This window comes from Kribbella sp. NPDC050124 (assembly GCF_044460355.1).
Taxonomy (GTDB): Bacteria; Actinomycetota; Actinomycetes; order Propionibacteriales; family Kribbellaceae; genus Kribbella.
The window spans coordinates 326,868-346,825 of sequence record NZ_JBITJU010000001.1 but is presented as its reverse complement, the minus strand read 5'-3'; the positions used below and the strand labels follow the sequence as shown (position 1 = coordinate 346,825).

Sequence of the window (19,958 nt, the reverse complement as noted above, 5' to 3'; positions counted from 1 at the left end):
GGAGTGCATGTGAGTGAGTCGGTGCCGGGGATTGCCCCGGAAGTGTTCGCGCCCGTCGAGGCGCCGGTCAGTCCGCCCCAGGCCTCCGAGGAGGTCGAGTTCGTCCAGCTGCTGACGCCCGAAGGTGAGCGCGTCGAGCACCCGGACTACGCGTTCGACCTGGACGACGAGGCGATCAAGAACTTCTACCGGGACATGGTCCTGGTCCGCCGGATCGACACCGAGGCGACCGCCCTGCAGCGGCAGGGTGAGCTCGGCATCTGGGCGTCGCTGCTCGGCCAGGAGGCCGCGCAGATCGGCTCCGGCCGCGCCCTCAACAGCAAGGACATGGTCTTCCCGACCTACCGTGAGCACGGCGTCGCCTGGTGCCAGGGCGTCGACCCGCTGCGGCTGCTCGGCCTGTTCCGCGGCGTCGACCAGGGCGCCTGGGACCCGCGCGACAACAACTTCCACCTGTACACGATCGTGATCGGCGCCCAGACGCTGCACGCGACCGGGTACGCGATGGGCCAGCAGCGCGACCACGCGATCGGCGACGCCGAGAACAGCGAGGCGACGATCGCGTACTTCGGCGACGGCGCCAGCAGCCAGGGTGACGTGAACGAGGCCTTCATCTGGGCCTCGGTGTTCAACGCCCCGATCGTGTTCTTCTGCCAGAACAACCAGTGGGCCATCTCGGAGCCGATCGACCGGCAGACCCGGATCCCGCTCTACCAGCGCGCGGCCGGCTTCGGTTTCCCCGGCGTCCGCGTCGACGGCAACGACGTCCTCGCGACGTACGCCGTCACCCAGCAGGCGCTGAAGCGGGCCCGCGAGGGCAGCGGCCCGACCCTGGTCGAGGCCTACACGTACCGGATGGGCGCGCACACCACCTCCGACGACCCGACCAAGTACCGGCTGAACGAGGACCTCGAGCACTGGAAGCTCAAGGACCCGATCGCCCGGGTCCGCGCGTACCTGACCCGCTCGGCCGAGGTCGACGCCGAGTGGTTCGACGAGATCGACACCGAGGCGGACAAGATCGCCGCCGAGCTCCGGGCCGGCTGCCTGTCCATGCCGGACCCGTCGCTGACCGACTTCTTCGACCACGTGTACGTCGAGCAGACCGCACAGCTGGCCGAGCAGAAGCAGCAGTACGCCGCGTACGCCGCTTCGTTCGAGGGGGAGGCTCACTGATGGCGAAGATCAGCCTCGGCAAGGGCATCAACATGGGCCTGCGGGCGGCGATGGAGGCCGACCCGAAGGTCGTCGTGATGGGTGAGGACATCGGCAAGCTCGGTGGTGTCTTCCGGGTCACCGAGGGCCTGCAGAAGGACTTCGGCGAGGACCGGGTGATCGACACCCCGCTGGCCGAGTCCGGCATCATCGGCACCGCGGTCGGCCTGGCGCTGCGCGGGTACCGGCCGGTCTGCGAGATCCAGTTCGACGGTTTCGTCTTCCCGGCGTACGACCAGATCATCAACCAGGTCGCGAAGATGCACTACCGGTCGCTCGGCAAGATCAAGATGCCGGTCGTGATCCGGATCCCGTTCGGCGGCGGTATCGGCGCGGTCGAGCACCACTCCGAGTCGCCGGAGTCGCTGTTCGCGCACGTGGCCGGCCTCAAAGTCGTCTCCTGCGGCGACCCGGTGGACGCGTACTGGATGATCCAGCAGGCCATCGCCTCCGACGACCCGGTCGTCTTCTTCGAGCCGAAGCGCCGGTACCACGAGAAGGCCGAGCTGGACGAGACCGTGCCGCCGGCGCTGCCGCTGCACCAGGCCAAGGTGGTCCGCGAGGGCACCGACGCGACGCTGTTCTGCTGGGGCCCGATGGTGAAGACCAGCCTGCAGGCGGCCGAGGCCGCCGTCGAGGACGGCCGCAGCCTCGAGGTCGTCGACCTGCGCACGATCTCGCCGCTGGACCTGCCGGCGATCTTCGCGTCGGTCAAGAAGACCCGGCGGGCGGTCGTCGTGCACGAGGCGCCGTACACGCTCGGTCCCGGTGCGGAGCTCGCGGCCCGGATCACCGAGGAGTGCTTCTACCACCTCGAGGCGCCGGTGCTGCGCGTGGCCGGGTTCGACACCCCGTACCCGCCGTCGCGGATGGAAGAGGAGTACCTGCCCGACCTGGACCGGGTGCTGGACGGGGTCGACCGGGTGATGGGGTACTGATGGGCATCCAGCAGTTCCGCCTCCCCGACGTCGGTGAAGGCCTGGTCGAGGCCGAGATCGTCAGCTGGAAGGTCAAGCCGGGCGACACCGTCAAGCTGAACGACACCGTGGTGGAGATCGAGACGGCGAAGTCGCTGGTCGAGCTCCCGGTGCCGTTCGCCGGCACGGTCACCGAGCTTCTCGTGCCCGAAGGTGAGACGGTCCCGGTCGGTACGCCGATCATCGCCGTCCAGACCGAGTCCGAGATCCTCACCGAGGACATCGTCCCGACCATCCCGGACGAGCCCGAGGCCGGCAAGATCGGCGGCGAAGCGCCCGGCGGCCGCACCGCCGTCCTGGTCGGCTACGGCCCCCGAACCACAGAAGCCAAACGCCGCCCCCGCAAGGGCTCCGCAGCCCCCGCCGCCTCAGCGCCGGCTCCGGTGCAGGTTCCTGAGCCTGTGGTCGCGCCTCAGCCCGAGCCCGAGCCGGTTGTTGCCAAGAGCAATGGTCCTGCGGGCTCCGTGCATGTGTTGGCGAAGCCGCCGGTGCGGAAGCTGGCGAAGGATCTCGGGATCGATCTCGCGACTGTGAGTGCGAGCGGTCCTGGTGGGATCATCACCAGGGCTGATGTCGAGTCGCATGCCGCCGGTGCGCAGGCTGCCGAGCCTGCGGTTGCTGCTGCTCCGGTCGAGGCCGTGCCTGTGATGAGTGGGCAGGGTGACACTCGGGTGCCGATCAAGGGTGTGCAGAAGGTGATGGCGCAGGCGATGGTGGCCAGCGCGTTCACGGCGCCTCATGTGACCGAGTGGATCACCGTCGACGTCAGCGAGACGATGGCGCTGGTCGAGCGGCTCAAGGGTGACAAGGCGTTCCGGGAGCTCAAGGTGTCGCCGTTGCTGGTGGTCGCGAAGGCGGTCACCCTGGCGTCCCGCCGTACGCCGATCGTCAACGCCGCCTGGGACGAGCCGGCGCAGGAGATCGTCTACAAGGGCTCGATGAACCTCGGCATCGCCGCGGCCACCCCGCGCGGGCTGATCGTGCCGAACATCAAGAGCGCCGACTCGCTCACGCTGCCCGACCTCTGCCGCGCCCTGAACGACCTGGTCGCGACCGCGCGCGAGGGCAAGACCCAGCCGGCCGATCAGGCGGGCGGCTCGTTCACGATCACGAACGTGGGCGTGTTCGGGGTCGACGCCGGGACGCCGATCATCAACCCGGGCGAGGCCGCGATCCTCGCCTTCGGGGCGGTCCGCAAGCAGCCGTGGGTGGTGGACGACGAGATCGTCCCGCGCTGGATCACCACGCTCGCGCTGTCCTTCGACCACCGGATGATCGACGGCGAGAAGGGCTCCACCTTCCTCGCGGACGTCGCCAGCATCCTCGAGGACCCGGCCCGCGCGCTGATGTTCTAGCAGTACGACGTACGACGCAAGGCCCGGGTGAACAGCCACCCGGGCCTTCGCATGTCCTCCCCGCCCGCTCCGCGCGCCGTGTGGTTCCGGAAGCCGGCGATCACTCCGCTGAGCTGGGCTTCTTGCTCTGGTTGGCGTTGAAGCGCGCCTTCTTCTGGCGATTCCCGCACGTGTTCATGTCACACCACCTGCGGGTGCGACTTTGGCTGGTGTCGAAGAAGGCGGCTTGGCAGGTTGGTGATGCACACAAGGCCAACCGTCCGTCGCGTTCGCCGGCGATGATGCTGATCGCGTCGGCGGCGATCACGCTGAGGGCATCTTCCACGCTGGAAGCCGAGCTGAGCTGCCATTGCCGCTGACCCTCGGGCGTCAGGATCGCTGCGGCCCGACCCTGAGCGCTGCAGTCATTGATGACTTTGACGGCAGACGCAGGGAGAGCGTCCTGGAGCGCTGCCGCTGTCGCGGCGGCGTGAATCGACTCCCTCAACTCCCGAGCGAGGTCGAGCTGGGCGGTGGTGCAGGAGTCCACGGCAAGGCCGTACACCGCGAGCCAGTCGATGAGTCGCGGCGGCGTGGGAATGCGTTCCACAGCGTTGCCATGACGCTCCGACAGAGTGCCCGTGAAGCTGGTCGCCAGCACACTGCCAAGGCGAAAGTCAGGGAACCCAGCACGCATGGAACCACCTTAGCAGGTTCACACGCACGGCCAGACGTGGTAGAACCGTCTTAGCCGGTTCGCAATCGGCGGTAGCCGGTTCCACGATGGCCAGGAGGTCTCATGTCCCGTCCAGCCAACGACGTTCAAGCCTTTGAAGCCCGCGCATCCGACGCTGATCTCGACGATCTGCGCGCGCGATTGGCCGCAGCGCGACTACCGGAAGTCGAGACGGTCTATCGCGCCGCGCCCGACCCGCGCCGATGGGAACAGGGCGTTCCGCTCGCCGACCTCGTCGATCTCGTGAACTACTGGCGCACCGAGTACGACTGGCGGTCGTTCGAAGCGCGCCTCAACCGGATCGGTCAGTTCCGCACGACCATTGATGAGCTGGGAATCCACTTCCTGCACCGCCGATCCGCGCGCGCAGATGCCACTCCTCTGCTCCTGACGCACGGCTGGCCGGGCAGCATCGCCGAGTTCGTCGATGTAGTGGACGAGCTGGCAGATCCGGAAGCTGCGGATGCGCCGGCGTTCCATGTCGTCGTTCCCTCGCTGCCAGGCTTTGGTTACAGCGACAAGCCGGCCACCACCGGGTGGGGGACCGAAAAGATCGCGGCCGCGTGGGTGGAACTGATGGGAAGGCTCGGTTACCGCAAGTTCGCGGCCCATGGCGGCGACTGGGGAGGCAATATCACCACGGTCCTCGGCGGCAGGTTCCCGGAGCACGTTCTCGGCATCCACACCACGTTCGCGGAGGCGCCACCCGGGCTGACAACGGACGGGCTGACCGCGGACGAGCGCCGGTGGGCCGAGGAAACCCACGATTTCTGGCACCACCGCGCGGCGTACGCGAAGCAGCAGGCGACCCGACCGCAGACGATCGGGTACTCGCTCGTCGACTCCCCGGTCGGGCTGCTGGCCTGGATCCTCGACAAGTTCGCCGAGTGATCGGACACCGAGGACAGCCCGTTCGAGACGATGTCCAGAGACAGAATTCTCGACGACGTCACCCTGTACTGGCTGACGCGGTCCGGCGCATCGGCGGCCCGCATCTACTACGAAAGCCACAACTCGCTGGACCCCGACCTTCGGGTCGACGTCCCGTCGGCGATCAGCATCTATCCCCGCGACATCGAGAAGTATCCGCGCCCCTGGGCGCAGGAGCGGTACCGGCAGATCGTCCGATGGAGGTCGCCCGAACGCGGAGGACATTTCCCGTCGCTGGAGGTACCCGAGTTCTTCGTCAACGATCTCCAAGAAGGCCTCGCGGCAGTGCTGGCCGCTACTCGGTGACCGCGGTCGGCGTCGCCCGCCCGGCTCGTCTGCTGGTGGGGAAAACCGTCTGACCGCTGGGCGGGGCGGTGAGAGGGTGTAGCGGTGCTCGTGTTGATGGTGGTGCTCGGGGCGGCGGTGCTGCACGCCACGTGGAACGCGATGGCTCACGGTGCGCCGGATCGCGTGGCCGGGCTCGCGTTGTTCGAACTGGCGGCGGGGATCATCGGGCTGGTCGCCGTACTGGTGATGGGCGTGCCGCCGGCGGACACCTGGGGCTACATCATCGCGTCGGCGGTGTTGCACCTCGCGTATCTGGCCGGCCTGCTCGCGTCGTACCAGCTGGGTCAGTTCAGCCAGATGTATCCACTGGCTCGGGGTACGTCGCCGTGGGTGGTGGCTGTGGTCTCGATCGTGGTGCTGCATCAGGCGCTGGCCGTGGGCGAGCTCGCGGGGGTGCTGCTGATCTCGGCGGGGCTGATCGCTCTGGTGTTCATCGGCCGGCCGGGGCGTCGGCAGGTCCCGGCGTTGCTGGCGGCTGTCGGGACTGGGCTGACGATCGCGGCGTACACGGTCGTCGACGGGCTGGCGGTCCACAAGATGCCGGTGCTGACGTACATGGGCTGGGTGTTCATGCTCCAGGGCTTCATCATGCCGCTGGTGGTGCTCGCCTGGCGCGGACCGAGCTTGCTCAGGCAGCCCCGATCCGCCGTACTGTCCGGCCTGGGCGGCGGCGTGGTATCGATGGTCGCCTACGGCCTGGTCCTCTGGGCCCAAACCCGAGGCACCCTCGCCGCCATCGCCGCCCTCCGCGAAACCAGCATCATCTTCGGCGCCATCATCGGCGCCCTCTTCTTCGGCGAACGCTTCGGCCCCCGCCGAGCCCTAGCCGCCGCCGTAGTAGTCGCAGGCATCGCCCTGATCACCCTCGGCTGACAACAGGAGCCGCGGGTTCACACGGCAGCGCGTACAGGAGCGCGATCCGCGCGTCGGATGGACTACCAGGAGTGGGGGTCCGGGCGGTGGACCCCCACTCGGTCTGGTTAGGGGTTTACGGCGTCCAGGGAGTCGGCGAGGCCTTCGCCGAAGAAGGCGTTGTTGGCGGTGGTGCCGGTGCAGCGGGGGTCCGGGGTGGTCGGGCAGGCGGTGTCGTCGGCCTGCGTGCGGAGCGCGGACTCGAGCTGCTTCGGGCCCCACCACGGGTGGGTCGACTTCATCAGCGCGGCCACACCGGTCACGTGCGGCGACGCCATCGACGTACCGCTCATCCGGCCGTACCCGCCGCCCGGCCAGACCGTCGACAGGATCGAGCTGCCCGGTGCGGCGACGTCGATCTTGTTCAGGCCGAAGTTGGAGAACCCACTCCGGGCGCCGGCCTGGGTGGTGCTCGCGACGGTGACGACGCCCGGCAGCTCGGTCGGCATGTCGAGGCAGTCGTTGTTGATGGTCCGGGTCACCGGCGTCGAGTCGTTCGGGCTGTTCGAGTCGGTGGTCTTGTTGGCCAGGTCGTAGTTGGAGTTGCCGGCCGCGGCCACGGACAGCACACCGCGATGCGTGGCGTAGTCGACGGCCCGCCGTACCGCTTCCTGGACGGCGCCCTGGTCACCGGTGTCCTTGCACCAGAACTCGAACGGGTCGATGAAGTAGCTGTGGTTGGTCACGTCCATGTGGTGCTCGGCGGCCCAGACGAAGCCGCAGATCGCGTACTCCGGGTAGATGAAGCCGTCGTTGTTCACCACCTTCACCGAGGCGATCCGCACGTTCGGCGCGACGCCTACGATGCCGACGCCGTTCCGGGCTGCGGCGACCGTCCCGGCGACGTGGGTGCCGTGCGAGCTGGTGGTCGGCCGCCACGCGCCCTCGGTGGCGTCCGGTACGCCGTTGTCCACGCAACTCACCGAGTCGGCCTTGTCGAAGTTCGGCGCGAGGTCCGGGTGCGTGTCGTCGACGCCACTGTCGTTGATGCCGACGAGGACGCCGCGGGAGCCGTCGGTGACCGCGTGGGCCTGGTCAGCCTTGATCTGGACCATGTCCCACTGGTCCTTCTCCAACGGGTCCGGCGCCGGCGCGGCCTCCACCTCGCCGAGCGACTTCAGTCCAGCCTGAGCGGCGCCGGCCGGCCCCTCGCTCACAGCAGCTGTCCGGGTGGCGCCGACGGACTGCACGTCCCGCCCGTACTTCCCACTGCGGACGGCGGTCTTGAAGTCGGCGTTCGTCGACTGGGCGATCACCACGCCGAGCTGCCGGTACGACTGGACGACGACGCCGCCCGCCTCGGCCACGGCCTTCTCGACCTTCTTCACATGCCCGGCGGACGCCTTGGTGTTGACCACGTAGTTCATCAGCGGCCCAGGCGCGGCCGCCGCCGAAGTCGGTTCAGCGGTCGGTACGGCGTTCGCCGTCGCGGTGCCGAGTGCGGTCAGGGCCAGGGCGGCAGCGGCCAGGCCTGCGGTCAGCCGCCGGGGGCGGGAAGTTCGGGTCACGCTGTCTCCTCGAGGACGTCGAGCACGGTAATCGGAGACTCTAGAGCCGTTTCCGGACGCGCGGAGTTCTTCATCCACAACGCAGGGGAAACCCTGCACTGGGCGGAGATCGTCACTACACACGGTTCACTTGTTCACAGGGAGTTGCCCACATCTGTGGATTGACCTGTGGATAACTGGTGGACAAGCTGGGGAACAGCGGTGGACGGTGCGCTGTTGTAGGATAGATACAACAGAGATACGAGTCGTATGGGTGAGGATTCAGTGACAGGCGGGGTGCCGGAAGATGCGCCGGCGAGAGCAGACATCGAACTGGGGGACCAGACCGCGGAGATCGCGCGCGTCGTGGTCGAGGCGGCGCCGGGGGTGGAGAAGATCCCGGCAGCCGAGCGCGTCTACGCGTACGTGAAGGCCGCGATCCTGGACCGGACCTACCCGGGTGGAGAGCTGCTCACCGAGGGTGAGCTCGCCACGGCCGTCGGGGTGTCGCGCACCCCGGTCCGGGAGGCGTTGCTCCGGCTGGAGGAGTCCGGCCTGGTGAAGCTGTACCCGAAGAAGGGCGCGCTCGTCCTGCCGGTGCTCCCGCAGGAGATCGACGACGTGCTCGAGGCCCGCGAGCTGATCGAGACGCATGCGGCGGCCAAGGTCTGGCCGCGGCGCCAGCAGCTGGTCGAGACACTGACCCAGCGCGTCGAGGAGATGCGCGCGCACCGCCGGACCGGCGACGCGAAGAGCTTCCTGGAGGCCGATCGCGCCTTCCACGAGGCGATCGTCGGTGCCGCGGGCAACGAAATCCTGGCCAAGCTCTACAACAGCCTGCGCGACCGCCAGGTCCGGATGGGCGTGCCGGGGATCGAGATGCGGCCGGAGCGGATGGACAAGTCCATCACCGGGCACCAGGAGATGATCGACGCCCTCGACGGCGACAGCGTGCAGCGGTTCCGCGAGCTCGTCGTCACCCACATCAACGAAGCCGCCACCGACCTGCGGAGTACTCGGTGACAGAGCTTCTCTACCCCCTGGGCGGACGGCGTGCCTGGGCGGTGTGGATCACTGCTGTCCTCACCTACCTGGTGACGGTGCTGCACCGCGGCTCGATGAGCGTCGCCGGTCTGCAAGCCGCGGAGCGCTTCGACATCTCCGCATCCGCGCTGGCCAGCTTCACCGTCGTACAGCTCACTGTGTACGCCGCCATGCAGGTGCCGGTCGGCGTACTGCTGGACAGGTACGGCTCGAAGCGGTTGCTGATCACATCGTCGGTGCTGCTGTTCGCAGCGCAGTCCGCCTTCAGCCTGGTCGAGTCGTACCCGGCGGCCCTCGCCGCACGTGCGGTCCTGGGAGTCGGTGACGCACTGGTGTTCATCAGCGTCTTGCGGGTCGTCATGTCTTGGTTCCCGGCGTTGCGGCAGCCAGTGATGTCGCAGGCCACCGGAATGCTCGGTGGTGTCGGTGCGATCGTCTCGACGGTGCCGATGGCCGCCGCGTTCCACAGCTTCGGCTGGACGACCACGTTCGCCGGTGCCAGTGTGCTGAGTCTGCTGAGCGGTGTCGCCGTACTGTTCCTGATCAGGGACACGCCGTACGACGTGCCGCTCAAGCGGGCCAAGCAGTCGCTGAGTGAGGTCCGGAACAACCTGCGTCGGGCCTGGAAGGAGCCGGGCACGCGGCTGGGCCTGTGGACGCACTTCACGACCAGCTTCTCCGGTAGCACGTTCGGTCTGCTGTGGGGCTTCCCGTTCCTGGTCCAGGGCCAGGGGCTCGCTCCGACCACGGCTGCCGCGATGCTCATCCTGCCGGTGCTCGCCGGGCTCTGCTACGGGCCTCTGGTCGGTCGGTACGCCGCTCGCTTTCCGTTCTACCGGTCCTGGATCGTGCTGGCTGTGATCGCGGGCTCTGTGCTGATGTGGACCGTCGTACTGCTGTGGCCCGGCCAGGCGCCGTTGCCGGTGCTCCTGCTGCTGATCGTCGTACAGGCGGCCGGTGGTCCTGGGTCGATGCTCGGGCTGGACTACGCCCGGACGTTCAACCCGGCGACCCGGTTCGGTGCGGCCAACGGGATGGTCAACACCGGCGGCTTCATCGCCACGCTGGTCTGCATCGGCATGGTCGGCATCCTGCTCGACGCGTCGTCGGAGGGTGCGCCGCAGACCATCACCGACTTCAAGTGGGCGCTGGCCTTCCAGTACGTGCTGTGGGCGATCGGCACCCGCCAGATCCTCAAGTACCGCCGCAAGGCCCGCGGCCACCTGGCCCGCTACAACCCCGAGGCCTACCAGGCCCTCCTGGCGAACCAGATCGTCCCCCTGAAGAGCTGATGCCAGCGCCCTGGCATGGGCTGTCAGCCGAGTGCCAGGGCGGTGCCAGTACGGCGTCGCACGGTAGTCCCAGTGAAGTGAGTCCACTGGGAGGAACCGATGACCACAACGAACCAGGTCGCCATCGAGGCGGTCGGCTTGGTCAAGAAATATGGCGACACCACCGCGCTCGCGGGCGTCGACCTGAGCGTGCCGACCGGCACCGTGCTCGGCGTCCTCGGCCCGAACGGCGCCGGCAAGACCACGGCGGTCCGCATCCTCGGCACCCTGATCCGCCCGGACGGCGGCCACGCCACGGTCGGCGGGTACGACGTCGTCCGCGACGCCGGCAAGGTCCGCGGGATCATCGGCCTGACCGGGCAGTACGCCTCGGTCGACGAGGACATGTCCGGCCGCCGCAACCTGGTCATGATCGGCCGGCTGCTCGGCTACTCGCGGGCCCAGTCCCGGGCCAAGGCGGACGAGTTGCTGGAGCGGTTCGAGCTGACCGGCGCGGCGGAGCGGATCGCGAAGACGTACTCCGGCGGTATGCGCCGGCGGCTCGACCTCGCGGCCAGCCTGGTCGGGAACCCGAGCATCCTCTACCTCGACGAGCCGACCACCGGACTCGACCCGCACGCCCGCAACGGCGTCTGGGAGACGGTCCGGAACCTGGTGCTCGACGGGACCACGGTGCTGCTCACCACGCAGTACCTGGAGGAGGCCGACGCGCTGGCCGACTCGATCGTGGTGTTCGACAAGGGTCAGGTCGTCGCCTCCGGGCGCCCGGCCGAGCTCAAGGCCCAGGCCGGCCGGCAGTCGCTCGACGTACGCCCTGCCGAGCCCGCACACCTCGAGCGCGTCGCCGCGATCGTCGCCGAGTCCGTGGGTGTCCGCCCGACCGTCGACGTGGTGAACACCCTGGTCAGCGCACCGGTCAGCGACGGTACGCCGATGCCGGTGGTGGTACGGCGCCTCGACGAAGAGGGGATCGCGGTCACCGAGCTGGCCCTGCGGCTGCCCAGCCTGGACGAGGTCTTCCTCGCCCTCACCGGGCACACCGCCGAGGAGAAGAAGCAGGACGCCGTACTGGAAGGAGTGGGTCGATGACCACCGCAACACTGGAAACCCCGGCCCACGCGAGCCGCCGGAGCCGGCCGTTCGCCTGGGTCGAGCAGAGCCTGACGCTTGCCTGGCGCAACATCGTCCGGATCCGGCAGAACCCGGAAGCGCTGGCGGACGTGACGTTCCAGCCGATCATCTTCCTGGTGCTGTTCCTGTTCGTGTTCGGCGGTGCGATCGCCCAGGGTGGGACCTGGCGCGACTACCTGCCGTTCCTGCTGCCGGGGCTGCTGGTGCAGACCGTCGTGTTCTCCACGATGGGCACCGGCGTCGGGCTCAACGACGACTTCGCGAAGGGCGTCTTCGACCGGTTCCGGGCCCTGCCGATCGCCCGGGTGGCTCCGCTGATCGGTGCGGTGCTCGGCGACGCGGTCCGGTACACGCTGTCGATCGTGATCCTGATGAGCACCGGGTTCGTGCTCGGGTTCCGGTTCCAGAACGGCGTCGGCTACGGCCTGCTCGCCTTGCTGATCGTGCTGCTGTTCGCGCTGTCGATGTGCTGGATCTGGGTCTGGCTCGGGCTGACGCTGCGGACGGCGCAGGGTGTCCAGGGCATCGCGTTCCTGGTGATGTTCCCGCTCACCTTCGGCAGCAACGTGTTCGTCCAGACCAGCACGTTGCCGGGCTTCCTGCAGGCGTTCGTGAACGTGAATCCGGTCAAGTACCTGGTCGACCTGATGCGGGCGCTGATGCTCGGCGGCGACATCCAGAAGCCGCTGCTGATCACGCTCGCCTGGATGGCCGGCCTGATCGCGGTCTTCGCGCCGCTCGCGATCCGCGCGTACCGCCGCCGTACCTGATCGACCCGAATGGAAGGGGCCGGGGATGCTTCCCGGCCCCTTCTGACATCGTCGGTAGCGATCAAGTCGATCGAAATCCATCGCTTTTCGCAATGCACCTGTCGGCCATAGTGTCGTTGGCATGGAGCCGATTCCCGAGCAACTGTCCAGCCCGCCCGGCACACCCCTGACAGCGCTCACTTGGGCGGACGTGCAGACGCGCGTAGCCGAAGCAGAGGACTTCCTGCTCGCGACGACCGATCCGGACGGGCGGCCGCACGTGGTCCCGGTGCTGGGGGTGTCGCTCGAAGGAACGTTCTGTTTCGTCACCTTCCGGCGGTCCCGCAAGACGCGCAACCTCGAGCGAAACCTCGGCTGCGCGGTCACCGTGCCCGGTCGGGAGGTCGACCTGGTTCTCGAAGGAACCGCCCAACTCGTTCGGGACGCAGACCGGCTGCAGAAGGTCGCGGACCTGTATCCGGCCAAGTATCCGTGGTGGCATCCGTTCGTCAGCGATGGCGAGTTCTACGACCCCGCCGACACTGCACTGAACGATCCGCGGCACGTCTACGCGGTCGAGCCGGCTCAGGTGTTCGCCTTCGGCAAGGAGCACGGATTCAGCGCCAGCCGCTGGCGCTTCTAGAAAGGAAGCACCTCAATGCCGACCATGACCGCCGACGAATGGCGAACCTTTCCTGACAGCGGGCACAAGGCTTGCCCACATAGCCCTCACCCGCGCGGACGGGCGACCGCATGTCACCCCGGTCTGCTTCATCCTCGAGGGCGACGAACTCGCCTTCGCCCTGTCGCCCGGGAGCGTCAAAGGCAAGAGCCTGGCTCACGACCGGCGCGTCGCGGTCTGCGTCAGCGACGAGCAGCAGCCCTACAGCTTCGTGACCATCGAAGGACAAGCGCGAACCTCAGCCGAGCCGGACCAGGTCAAACGCGTCGCCGCGGGCATCGCCGACCGCTACTACCCCGCTCGACCGGCAGCGGCCTTGGCCGAAACCTTCGTGCAGGAAGGCTTCACCGCGGTCCGCATCAGCATCACCAACGTCATCGCCCGGTCGGGTCTCGGCTGAAACCTGTCCATGCCGTCCGTCAGAGTGGCGGTATGACGACCAGATGGACGATGACGATCGACTGCGCGGACCCGGTCCGGCTCGCGCGTTTCTGGAGTACGGCGCTGGGCTACGTGGACTCGGATCCGCCGAAGGGCTGGGACACCTGGGAGGCGTTCCTCACCGACCAGAACGTGCCCGAGGACGAGTGGAACGACGGAGCCAGCCTGTCCGACCCGAACGGCGTACTGCCCGCCATCTCGTTCCTCAAGGTCCCCGAGCCACGCCCGTCGAGAAGAACCGCCTCCACCTGGACCTCCAGGTCAGCGGCGGCCGCGCCGAACCCCAGCCGCTGCGCGAACAACGCATCCGCGCCGTCGCAGCCACCCTCGTCGAAGCCGGCGCCACCATCGTCCACGAGATCCCCAAAGACGCCTCCGCCGACCTCGACCACCTCTGGATGGCCGACCCCGAAGGCAACGACTTCTGCGTCGTCTGAGACTTGCGTTCGGGGATGGCCCGGCCATCCCCGGGCAGATCAAACCCTTTTGTCCACAAGGGGATTCGGAAGCCAGGAAATCGCCTGAACCGCGGCTAGCCTGGCTCGGTGCGGATCAACGTGTACATCGATGGTTTCAACCTGTACTACGGCTGTCTCAAGGGTCAGCCGTACAAGTGGTTGAACCTCGACAGGATGTGCGAGCTGCTGCTGCCGCGGTTCGAGCTCGGGCGGATCCGGTACTTCACGGCGCACGTCAAGGAACGTCCGGGAAACCTCCGAGCGCCCGTTCGGCAGCAGCCTATCTGCGGGCGCTCGGCACGCTGCCGAGAGTTGACGTGCACTTCGGCAGCTTTCTCACGAAGCCGACGCGGATGATGCTGGCCAACCCGCCCGCCACCGGGCCGCGGACCATCGAGGTGATCAAGACCGAGGAAAAGGGCTCCGACGTCAACCTGGCGACCTATCTGCTGGTGGATGCCTTCCGGAACGATGCCGAGGCGTTCGCCGTCGTCAGCAACGATTCCGACCTGACCGAGCCGATCCGGATCGTGCGCCATGAGCTCGGCATGGTGGTCGGGCTGCTCAACCCTCAGCCGGTTCCGAGTCAGCGACTGTTGCGGTGCCGACCGACGTTCACCAAGCCGATCAGGCCAGGTGTCCTGGGCGCCAGCCAGTTCCCGCAGAAAGTCATGGATTCCCTGGGCTCGGTCATCCACAAGCCACAGGACTGGTGAAAAGCAGAAGCCCCACCGAAGTGGGGCCTCGCGCCCAGCCACCGAAGCAACTGGGGGAATACCCAGAGCGTAACCGACGAGCAGTCCCTGGGCAACTGAGAACACTCAGCGCAGGTGTTCGCCGAAGGACAGGGGGGCTCTGGTGCAGAGGTAGGTTGCCCAGTGCAACTTCACCGGGGTGCCGGTGGTGTTGCGGGTGATGCGGAGGAGTTCGCCGGTTTCGCGGCCGGAGGTGGTGCGGTAGAGGTCTTCGGAGAGGCGGGTGAAGACAGCTGGGGCGAGGTGTTCGGCCGCCGCCGGGGACTTGGCCTGGAGCTCGCCGTTCTTGACCGAGAAGACGAACGGAGTGCCTTCGGAGAACCAGGTGCCCAGGACGCCGGTGAGCTCGTCCGGGACCGTCGTACCGGGGAGCCAGGGGTCGGCGGGGAGAGGGTCGTCCTCGAGGACCTTGATGATCAGGTCGGTGGCCAGCAGGCTCGGCGCCGGCGCGGAGGTCGAGCTCTGCAGCGCGATCCCCGCCGTACCGGAGGGCCGGTGCACGAACGTCGAGGTGATGTGACCGGGCATGCCGCCGTCGTGGCCGACGAAGATCCGGTCGCCTCGTCGCAGCAGCATGAAACCCAGGCCGAAGGCGAGCTGCCAGCGGTCCATGTCGGCCATGATCTGGACCTGGCACATCTCGTCCAGGGTGTCCTTCGACAGCACCTCGTCGACCGGGTTCGCGACGAACATGGCCCACTTCGCGAGGTCCTCTGCCGTCGAAGCGAGCCCGCCGCAGGCGTCCATCGAGCCGATGTCGAGCAGTTGCTCACGCACCGGCACGTCGGAGAACGGCGGCACGTAGTACCCGACCGCGGTCGGCCCGCCGTCCATGCCGACCGTCGTACGGCGCATCTCCAGCGGATCCAGGATCCGGGCCTTGATCGCGTCGTACCAGGACCGTCCGTCCAGCCGGGCGACGATCTCGCCGAGCAGTGAGAAGACCAGGTTCGAGTAGTGGAACCGATGGTGCGGCTTGCCGACCCGCTCGGCCTCGTTCCAGCCTGCCACCAGCTCGGAGCGGTCCGGGAACTTCATCACGTCCCAGACGTCGCCGACCGGTTCGCGCTGCATCCCGCTGGCGTGGCTGAGCATCTGCCGCACGGTGACGCCCTCGTGCTTGCTCTCCGGGATCAGCTTCTCGACGGTGTCGTCGAGGGAGAGCTTGCCCTCGTCGCGCAGCGCCATGATCGCGACCGCGGTCAGTGTCTTGCTCTGCGAGGCGATCAGGAACTGCGAGTCGGCCGTTGGCGGTACGCCGGGAGCGTCCAGGTCGGCCGAGCCGGCGCCGTGGGACCAGGCCAGCGACCCGTCGCGGGCGACTGCCCCGACGACACCGGGCACGCGCCCCTTGCTCTGACGTTCCGCGACGAGGCGGGTGAGCGCAGTCTGCGTCTGCGCGGCGATATCAGTCACGACTGCCGACCTTAAGGGAAGGCAATGACAAAAGGCAGGGGTATTTGGTCGGGGTCATGTGCGAGGCTGGACGGGTGCGCATAGCGGTGCTTGGGCCTCTCGCGATGTGGGCGGCCGACGGGACTCCGCTGGACGTCCGCGGAGTCCGGCTGCGCGGACTGCTCGCCCGGCTCGCGTTGAGCGCGGGCAAGCCGGTGAGCGTCGAGACTCTGGTCGACGGCCTGTGGGGCACCGAGGCGCCCAGCGCCAACGCGCTGCAGTCCCTCGTCTCCCGCCTGCGCGCCGGTCTCCCGGCCACCGAGTCGAGCGTCTCCGTCCAGTCCGGCCCGGCCGGCTACACGCTGACCATCGCTCCGGACTGCGTCGACGCCCTCCAGTTCGAGGACCTGGTACGGCGCGGCCGCGGGCTGATCGGCTCCGACCCGGAGAAGGCGTGGACCCTGCTCACCCAGGCGGACAAGCTCTGGCGTGGTGAAGCGCTCACCGACCTCCGCGACCTGCCGTTCGCCGCGATCGAGGCCGACCGTCTGGCCGAGCTCAGGCTCGCCGCCACCGAACACCTCGCTGAAGCTGCGGTCGGCTGCGGGCACGCCCGTGAGCTGATCACCGAGCTCGAGCGCCTCGCCGCTGCCCACCCGCTGCGCGAGCGACTGCATGAGCTGCTGATCAGAGCCCTGTACGCCGACGGTCGCCAAGCCGAGGCGTTGGCAGCGTACGAGCGAGTCCGCGAGACCCTGGCCGACGAACTCGGCGCCGACCCCGGGACCAGGCTCCGTGAGCTGCATGTCGCCGTACTGCGGGGTGACTCGATCGATCCGCCCGCCACGACGACCGTCGTACCGGCGCCGGTCGCGCCGAAGCCGCGCAGCAACCTGCGCGCGCCACTGACCAGCTTCGTCGGGCGGCGGGACGACGTGACCGAGCTGGCTCGCCTAGTGAGCGACGGCACGCGCCTGGTGACCATGGTCGGCCCCGGTGGCGCGGGGAAAACCAGACTGGCGACCGAGACCGGGCGCTCGCTGATAGAGCAGAGCGGTGACGGCATCTGGTTCGTCGAGCTAGCGCCGCTCGGTGATGCGGCCGATGTCGCGCCGGCCTTGCTGTCCGCGCTCGGCGCGACCGAGTACGTCGACGAGCTCGGTACGGCGCTCGCACCCAAGCACTTCCCGACCAGCCGGGCCGCGACCCAGCGACTGGTCGAGGTGATCGCCGATCGCCGCATCCTGCTCGTGCTCGACAACTGCGAGCACCTGGTCAACGAGGTCGCCGGCCTGGTCGACTCACTGCTCGCGGCCTGCCCGCGGCTGCGGGTGCTCACCACCAGCCGCGAGCCGCTGAGCATCCCGGGCGAGCACCTGCATCCGGTCGGGCCGCTGGGCCTCCCGCCGGAGGACAACGCCGACGACGGCGACTATCCGGCGATGCAGCTGTTCGTCGACCGGGCCCGCGCCGTACGTCCGGACTTCATGCTCACCGACGCGAACCGCGCAGCGGTCGCGGAGATCTGCCGGCGGCTGGACGGGATGCCGCTGGCGATCGAGCTGGCGGCAGCACGCTTGCGGGCGCTCACCCCGGCGCAGATCGTCGACCGGTTGGCGGACCGGTTCCGGCTGCTGACCAGCGGATCGCGTACGGCGTTGCCCCGGCACCAAACGCTGCGCGCAGTCGTGGAGTGGAGCTGGGAGCTGCTCGATCCGGAGGAGCAGGCGGTCGCGCGGCGGCTGTCCCTCTTCTCCGGTGGTGCAACGCTCGAGGCCGCCGAGCAGGTGTGCAACGACGACAACCTGCCGCCCGAGTCCGTGCTCGGCGTGCTGGCGTCCCTCGTCGACAAGTCGCTCGTCGAGGCCGCCGCCGACGACCGGTCGGTGCGCTACCGCATGCTAGAGACGGTCCGCGCGTACGCCGGCGAGCAGCTGAAGGACTCGGGTGAGTACGGGCGCTTCCGGGACGCACACACCAAGTACTTCAGCCGCCTGCTGCGTCAGGCCCGGCCGAAGCTCCGGTCAGCCGAACAGATCCAGTGGATCGCCCGGCTGACCGCGGACAACGAGAACCTCCTCGACGCCCTGCGTACGGCGATCGACAGCGGGTCGGCCCGGTTGGCGGTCCAACTGGTATCGGCTCTCGGCGAGTACTGGAACATGTGCGGTCGCCCGGCCGAAGGTGTCACGTGGATGCGGGCGGCGCTCGCCGTACCTGGTCCGAGTTCACCGCTCGACCGGGCGACGGCGCTGATGCTGTTCGCACTCGGCACGCTGTCGAGTGGTGAGGACCAGACCGATTCGTTCCCGCAGGCGGTGCGTGGGCTGGCCGAGGTTCGCTGGCTGAGCCGGCGGCACGAGCAGGTCGCCAACGCAGGCGTCGGCCTGTTCACGAACGCGGTGTGGTCGGCGATCCGCCGCGACAAGGCAGCCTGCTTCAACACCTTGCAGCAGGCCCGCGAGCATGAGGACCCGTGGACGCGGAACATGGGCGTGATGATGACCGCGATGTTCCGTGAGAACGAGGGCGAGGTCGACCAGATGGCCGCCGACCTGACCCTCGCGCTGGACGGATTCCGGGCGATCGGTGACCGCTGGGGCATCTCGTTGGCGTTGCGCGGCCTGTCCAGCTACCTGGGCAATCAGGGTGATCACCAGGCCGCACTCGAGGCGCTGGACGAGTCGATGAGCCTGCTCGAGGAGCTCGGCACTGTCGAAGGCCTGCCGCAGATCCTCGGCCAGAGCGCGATGAGCCGGATCGAGCTGGGCGACCTGGACGGCGCGCGGGCCGACCTGCAACGGGCGATGCGGCTGGCCGAGGAGACCGGCTCGCGCAGCGGCCAGGGCATGGCGTACGCCGGCATGTCACGCATCGCCTTGCGGACCGGACAGCTGGACGACGCCAAGGAGTTGGCCGAGCTCGCGTACTCGATGCTCGACCTCGAGTCCGAGCGGATGGCGCCGCACGGCCAGGCGATGATGCTGTCCCAGCTGAGCCGAGTGAGCGTTGCGCGTGGCGAGCTCGACCAGGCTGTCGACTACAACCGGCAGGCGATGGAGCTGGGCCTGAGCACCGAGGACATGCCGGTGGCCTCGGGGATCGTCGAAGGTGCCGCGGAGGTTGACCTGCTCGCCGGTGACACCGAGCTCGCCGCCCGGACCCTCGGTCTCGCGGCGGCCCTGCGCGGCGTGCGCAGCATCCCCACCGCCGACGTTCGCGCGAGCTTCGAGCGACTGCGCGCCGTACTGGGTGAGCCTGCGTTCGAGGAGGCGTACGACGGCGGCGCGACGCTCAGCCGGGACGACGCGATCGCCGAGCTGCGCAAGCGCTTCAGCCCGTCATGAGTTGGACGGCCAGCTCGCGTAACGCCTGCTGCACGTTTTGCTCGGGCGGTCGTGGGTCGGCCAGCATCCAGTCGTAGACGACCGTGTTCACCGCGCCGAAGAAGCACAATCCGATGAACCGGAAGTCCTTGTCCTTGATCTCGCCGCGCGCGACCGCCGCGTCACCGAGGTCCTTCACGCTGCCGATCAGCAGCTCCCGGAACGCGATCCGCTGCTCCTCGACCGCCGGACTGGTCCCGACCACTTCGACGAACGAGATCCGGGCCCGGCGCAGGTCGGCCATGATCGTCGCCAGGTAGCTGTCGACCGCGGCCTCGATCCGCTCCCGGACCGGCCGATCGACAGTCTGCCGCAGGGCGTCGCCGGTGCTGCGCACCGCAAGCTCGATCACCTGCGCGTGCACCGCGAGCAGCACGGCTTCCTTGTTCTGGAACTCGTGGTAGAAGTGCCGGGTGGACACTTTCGCCTGTGTGCACAGGCGTTCCACCGATGTCGCGGGATAGCCTTCGGTCCCGAACAACTCCAGCGCGGCGGCCAGCAACCGCTCGCGCCGCGCAGCCTTCCACTCCTCGACTGACCGCCCGGAATAACGGCGTACGGAGGGTTCCCTCATCACACCTCTTGTCGCTACCCCGTGCCAGATGCCGGACATCCTATCCACCACTCGCCGTCACTGTCGCGGTCCGCCAGGCCATCACAAATCGCGGACCGGAGCCGGGCCGAGC

The 19,958-nt window shown here is 68.5% G+C and carries 18 protein-coding genes and 1 pseudogene; 15 read left to right on the top strand and 4 right to left on the bottom strand.

Going from position 1 to position 19,958, the window contains the following annotated elements; all coding sequences use genetic code 11:
• Positions 1-9 precede the first annotated feature (9 nt).
• The 3 genes from pdhA to ACIBL3_RS01730 are packed head-to-tail and all read left to right on the top strand — an operon-like array spanning position 10 to position 3,547.
• Positions 10-1,176, top strand: a complete 1,167-nt coding sequence (pdhA, locus tag ACIBL3_RS01740; RefSeq protein WP_396351236.1) for a pyruvate dehydrogenase (acetyl-transferring) E1 component subunit alpha — start codon at positions 10-12, stop codon at positions 1,174-1,176.
• Complete coding sequence (locus ACIBL3_RS01735; protein ID WP_396351235.1) at positions 1,176-2,153, top strand: alpha-ketoacid dehydrogenase subunit beta; 978 nt, start codon at positions 1,176-1,178, stop codon at positions 2,151-2,153. The genes pdhA and ACIBL3_RS01735 overlap by 1 nt, the downstream gene beginning before the upstream one ends.
• Positions 2,153-3,547 (top strand): dihydrolipoamide acetyltransferase family protein, encoded by a 1,395-nt coding sequence (locus tag ACIBL3_RS01730; protein WP_396351234.1) that lies wholly within the window; start codon positions 2,153-2,155, stop codon positions 3,545-3,547. Before ACIBL3_RS01735 ends, ACIBL3_RS01730 begins: the two co-directional genes overlap by 1 nt.
• A gap of 100 nt (positions 3,548-3,647) precedes the next feature.
• On the opposite strand, the gene ACIBL3_RS01725 is transcribed toward ACIBL3_RS01730, so the two are convergent.
• Entirely contained in the window at positions 3,648-4,223 is a 576-nt protein-coding gene (locus ACIBL3_RS01725; RefSeq protein ID WP_396351233.1) for a CGNR zinc finger domain-containing protein, read from the bottom strand.
• A 102-nt stretch (positions 4,224-4,325) separates the two neighbouring features.
• On the opposite strand from ACIBL3_RS01725, the gene ACIBL3_RS01720 reads away from it, so the two are divergent.
• The 3 genes from ACIBL3_RS01720 (at position 4,326) to ACIBL3_RS01710 (ending at position 6,413) form a co-directional block, all read left to right on the top strand.
• Positions 4,326-5,153 carry an epoxide hydrolase family protein gene (locus ACIBL3_RS01720; RefSeq protein WP_396351232.1) on the top strand — a complete coding sequence of 276 codons (828 nt, stop codon included), beginning with the start codon at positions 4,326-4,328 and terminating at the stop codon, positions 5,151-5,153.
• 30 nt (positions 5,154-5,183) lie between these two features.
• Complete coding sequence (locus tag ACIBL3_RS01715; protein ID WP_396351231.1) at positions 5,184-5,498, top strand: hypothetical protein; 315 nt, start codon at positions 5,184-5,186, stop codon at positions 5,496-5,498.
• 84 nt (positions 5,499-5,582) lie between these two features.
• The gene (locus ACIBL3_RS01710) at positions 5,583-6,413 is read left to right on the top strand and encodes an EamA family transporter (protein WP_396351230.1); all 831 of its coding nucleotides are present in this window, start codon (positions 5,583-5,585) and stop codon (positions 6,411-6,413) included.
• A 107-nt stretch (positions 6,414-6,520) separates the two neighbouring features.
• Here ACIBL3_RS01710 and ACIBL3_RS01705 read toward each other — a convergent pair whose 3' ends face one another.
• Positions 6,521-7,960 (bottom strand): S8 family peptidase, encoded by a 1,440-nt coding sequence (locus ACIBL3_RS01705; RefSeq protein WP_396351229.1) that lies wholly within the window; start codon positions 7,958-7,960, stop codon positions 6,521-6,523.
• A 264-nt stretch (positions 7,961-8,224) separates the two neighbouring features.
• Here ACIBL3_RS01705 and ACIBL3_RS01700 point away from each other — a divergent pair, with 264 nt between their 5' ends.
• The 8 genes and pseudogenes from ACIBL3_RS01700 to ACIBL3_RS01665 all read left to right on the top strand — a co-directional run bounded on the left by ACIBL3_RS01700 (position 8,225) and on the right by ACIBL3_RS01665 (position 14,452).
• A complete protein-coding gene (locus ACIBL3_RS01700) occupies positions 8,225-8,962 on the top strand; it encodes a GntR family transcriptional regulator (protein ID WP_396351228.1) in 738 nt (245 codons plus the stop codon).
• Positions 8,959-10,275: a nitrate/nitrite transporter gene (locus ACIBL3_RS01695; protein WP_396351227.1), complete on the top strand. Its 1,317-nt coding sequence runs from the start codon at positions 8,959-8,961 to the stop codon at positions 10,273-10,275. Before ACIBL3_RS01700 ends, ACIBL3_RS01695 begins: the two co-directional genes overlap by 4 nt.
• Positions 10,276-10,374: 99 nt before the next feature.
• The gene (locus tag ACIBL3_RS01690; RefSeq protein WP_396351226.1) at positions 10,375-11,364 is read left to right on the top strand and encodes an ATP-binding cassette domain-containing protein; all 990 of its coding nucleotides are present in this window, start codon (positions 10,375-10,377) and stop codon (positions 11,362-11,364) included.
• Positions 11,361-12,176 carry an ABC transporter permease gene (locus ACIBL3_RS01685; RefSeq protein ID WP_396351225.1) on the top strand — a complete coding sequence of 272 codons (816 nt, stop codon included), beginning with the start codon at positions 11,361-11,363 and terminating at the stop codon, positions 12,174-12,176. Before ACIBL3_RS01690 ends, ACIBL3_RS01685 begins: the two co-directional genes overlap by 4 nt.
• Positions 12,177-12,297: 121 nt before the next feature.
• Positions 12,298-12,798 (top strand): pyridoxamine 5'-phosphate oxidase family protein, encoded by a 501-nt coding sequence (locus ACIBL3_RS01680; RefSeq protein ID WP_396351224.1) that lies wholly within the window; start codon positions 12,298-12,300, stop codon positions 12,796-12,798.
• 52 nt (positions 12,799-12,850) lie between these two features.
• Positions 12,851-13,237, top strand: coding sequence for a PPOX class F420-dependent oxidoreductase (locus tag ACIBL3_RS01675; RefSeq protein ID WP_396352294.1), 387 nt, complete (start codon positions 12,851-12,853; stop codon positions 13,235-13,237).
• Positions 13,238-13,269: 32 nt separating this feature from the next.
• Positions 13,270-13,715, top strand: a pseudogene (locus tag ACIBL3_RS01670) (VOC family protein).
• A gap of 338 nt (positions 13,716-14,053) precedes the next feature.
• Positions 14,054-14,452 (top strand): NYN domain-containing protein, encoded by a 399-nt coding sequence (locus ACIBL3_RS01665; RefSeq protein ID WP_396351223.1) that lies wholly within the window; start codon positions 14,054-14,056, stop codon positions 14,450-14,452.
• A gap of 105 nt (positions 14,453-14,557) precedes the next feature.
• Here the strand turns inward: ACIBL3_RS01665 and ACIBL3_RS01660 are convergent, their stop codons facing one another.
• Positions 14,558-15,907 carry a serine hydrolase domain-containing protein gene (locus ACIBL3_RS01660; protein WP_396351222.1) on the bottom strand — a complete coding sequence of 450 codons (1,350 nt, stop codon included), beginning with the start codon at positions 15,905-15,907 and terminating at the stop codon, positions 14,558-14,560.
• A 74-nt stretch (positions 15,908-15,981) separates the two neighbouring features.
• Here ACIBL3_RS01660 and ACIBL3_RS01655 point away from each other — a divergent pair, with 74 nt between their 5' ends.
• On the top strand, positions 15,982-19,233 hold the full coding sequence (locus ACIBL3_RS01655) for a BTAD domain-containing putative transcriptional regulator (protein WP_396351221.1): 3,252 nt from the start codon (positions 15,982-15,984) through the stop codon (positions 19,231-19,233).
• Here ACIBL3_RS01655 and ACIBL3_RS01650 read toward each other — a convergent pair.
• Positions 19,220-19,846 (bottom strand): TetR/AcrR family transcriptional regulator, encoded by a 627-nt coding sequence (locus ACIBL3_RS01650; RefSeq protein WP_396351220.1) that lies wholly within the window; start codon positions 19,844-19,846, stop codon positions 19,220-19,222. The genes ACIBL3_RS01655 and ACIBL3_RS01650 overlap by 14 nt on opposite strands.
• Between the last annotated feature and the right edge of the window lie 112 nt (positions 19,847-19,958).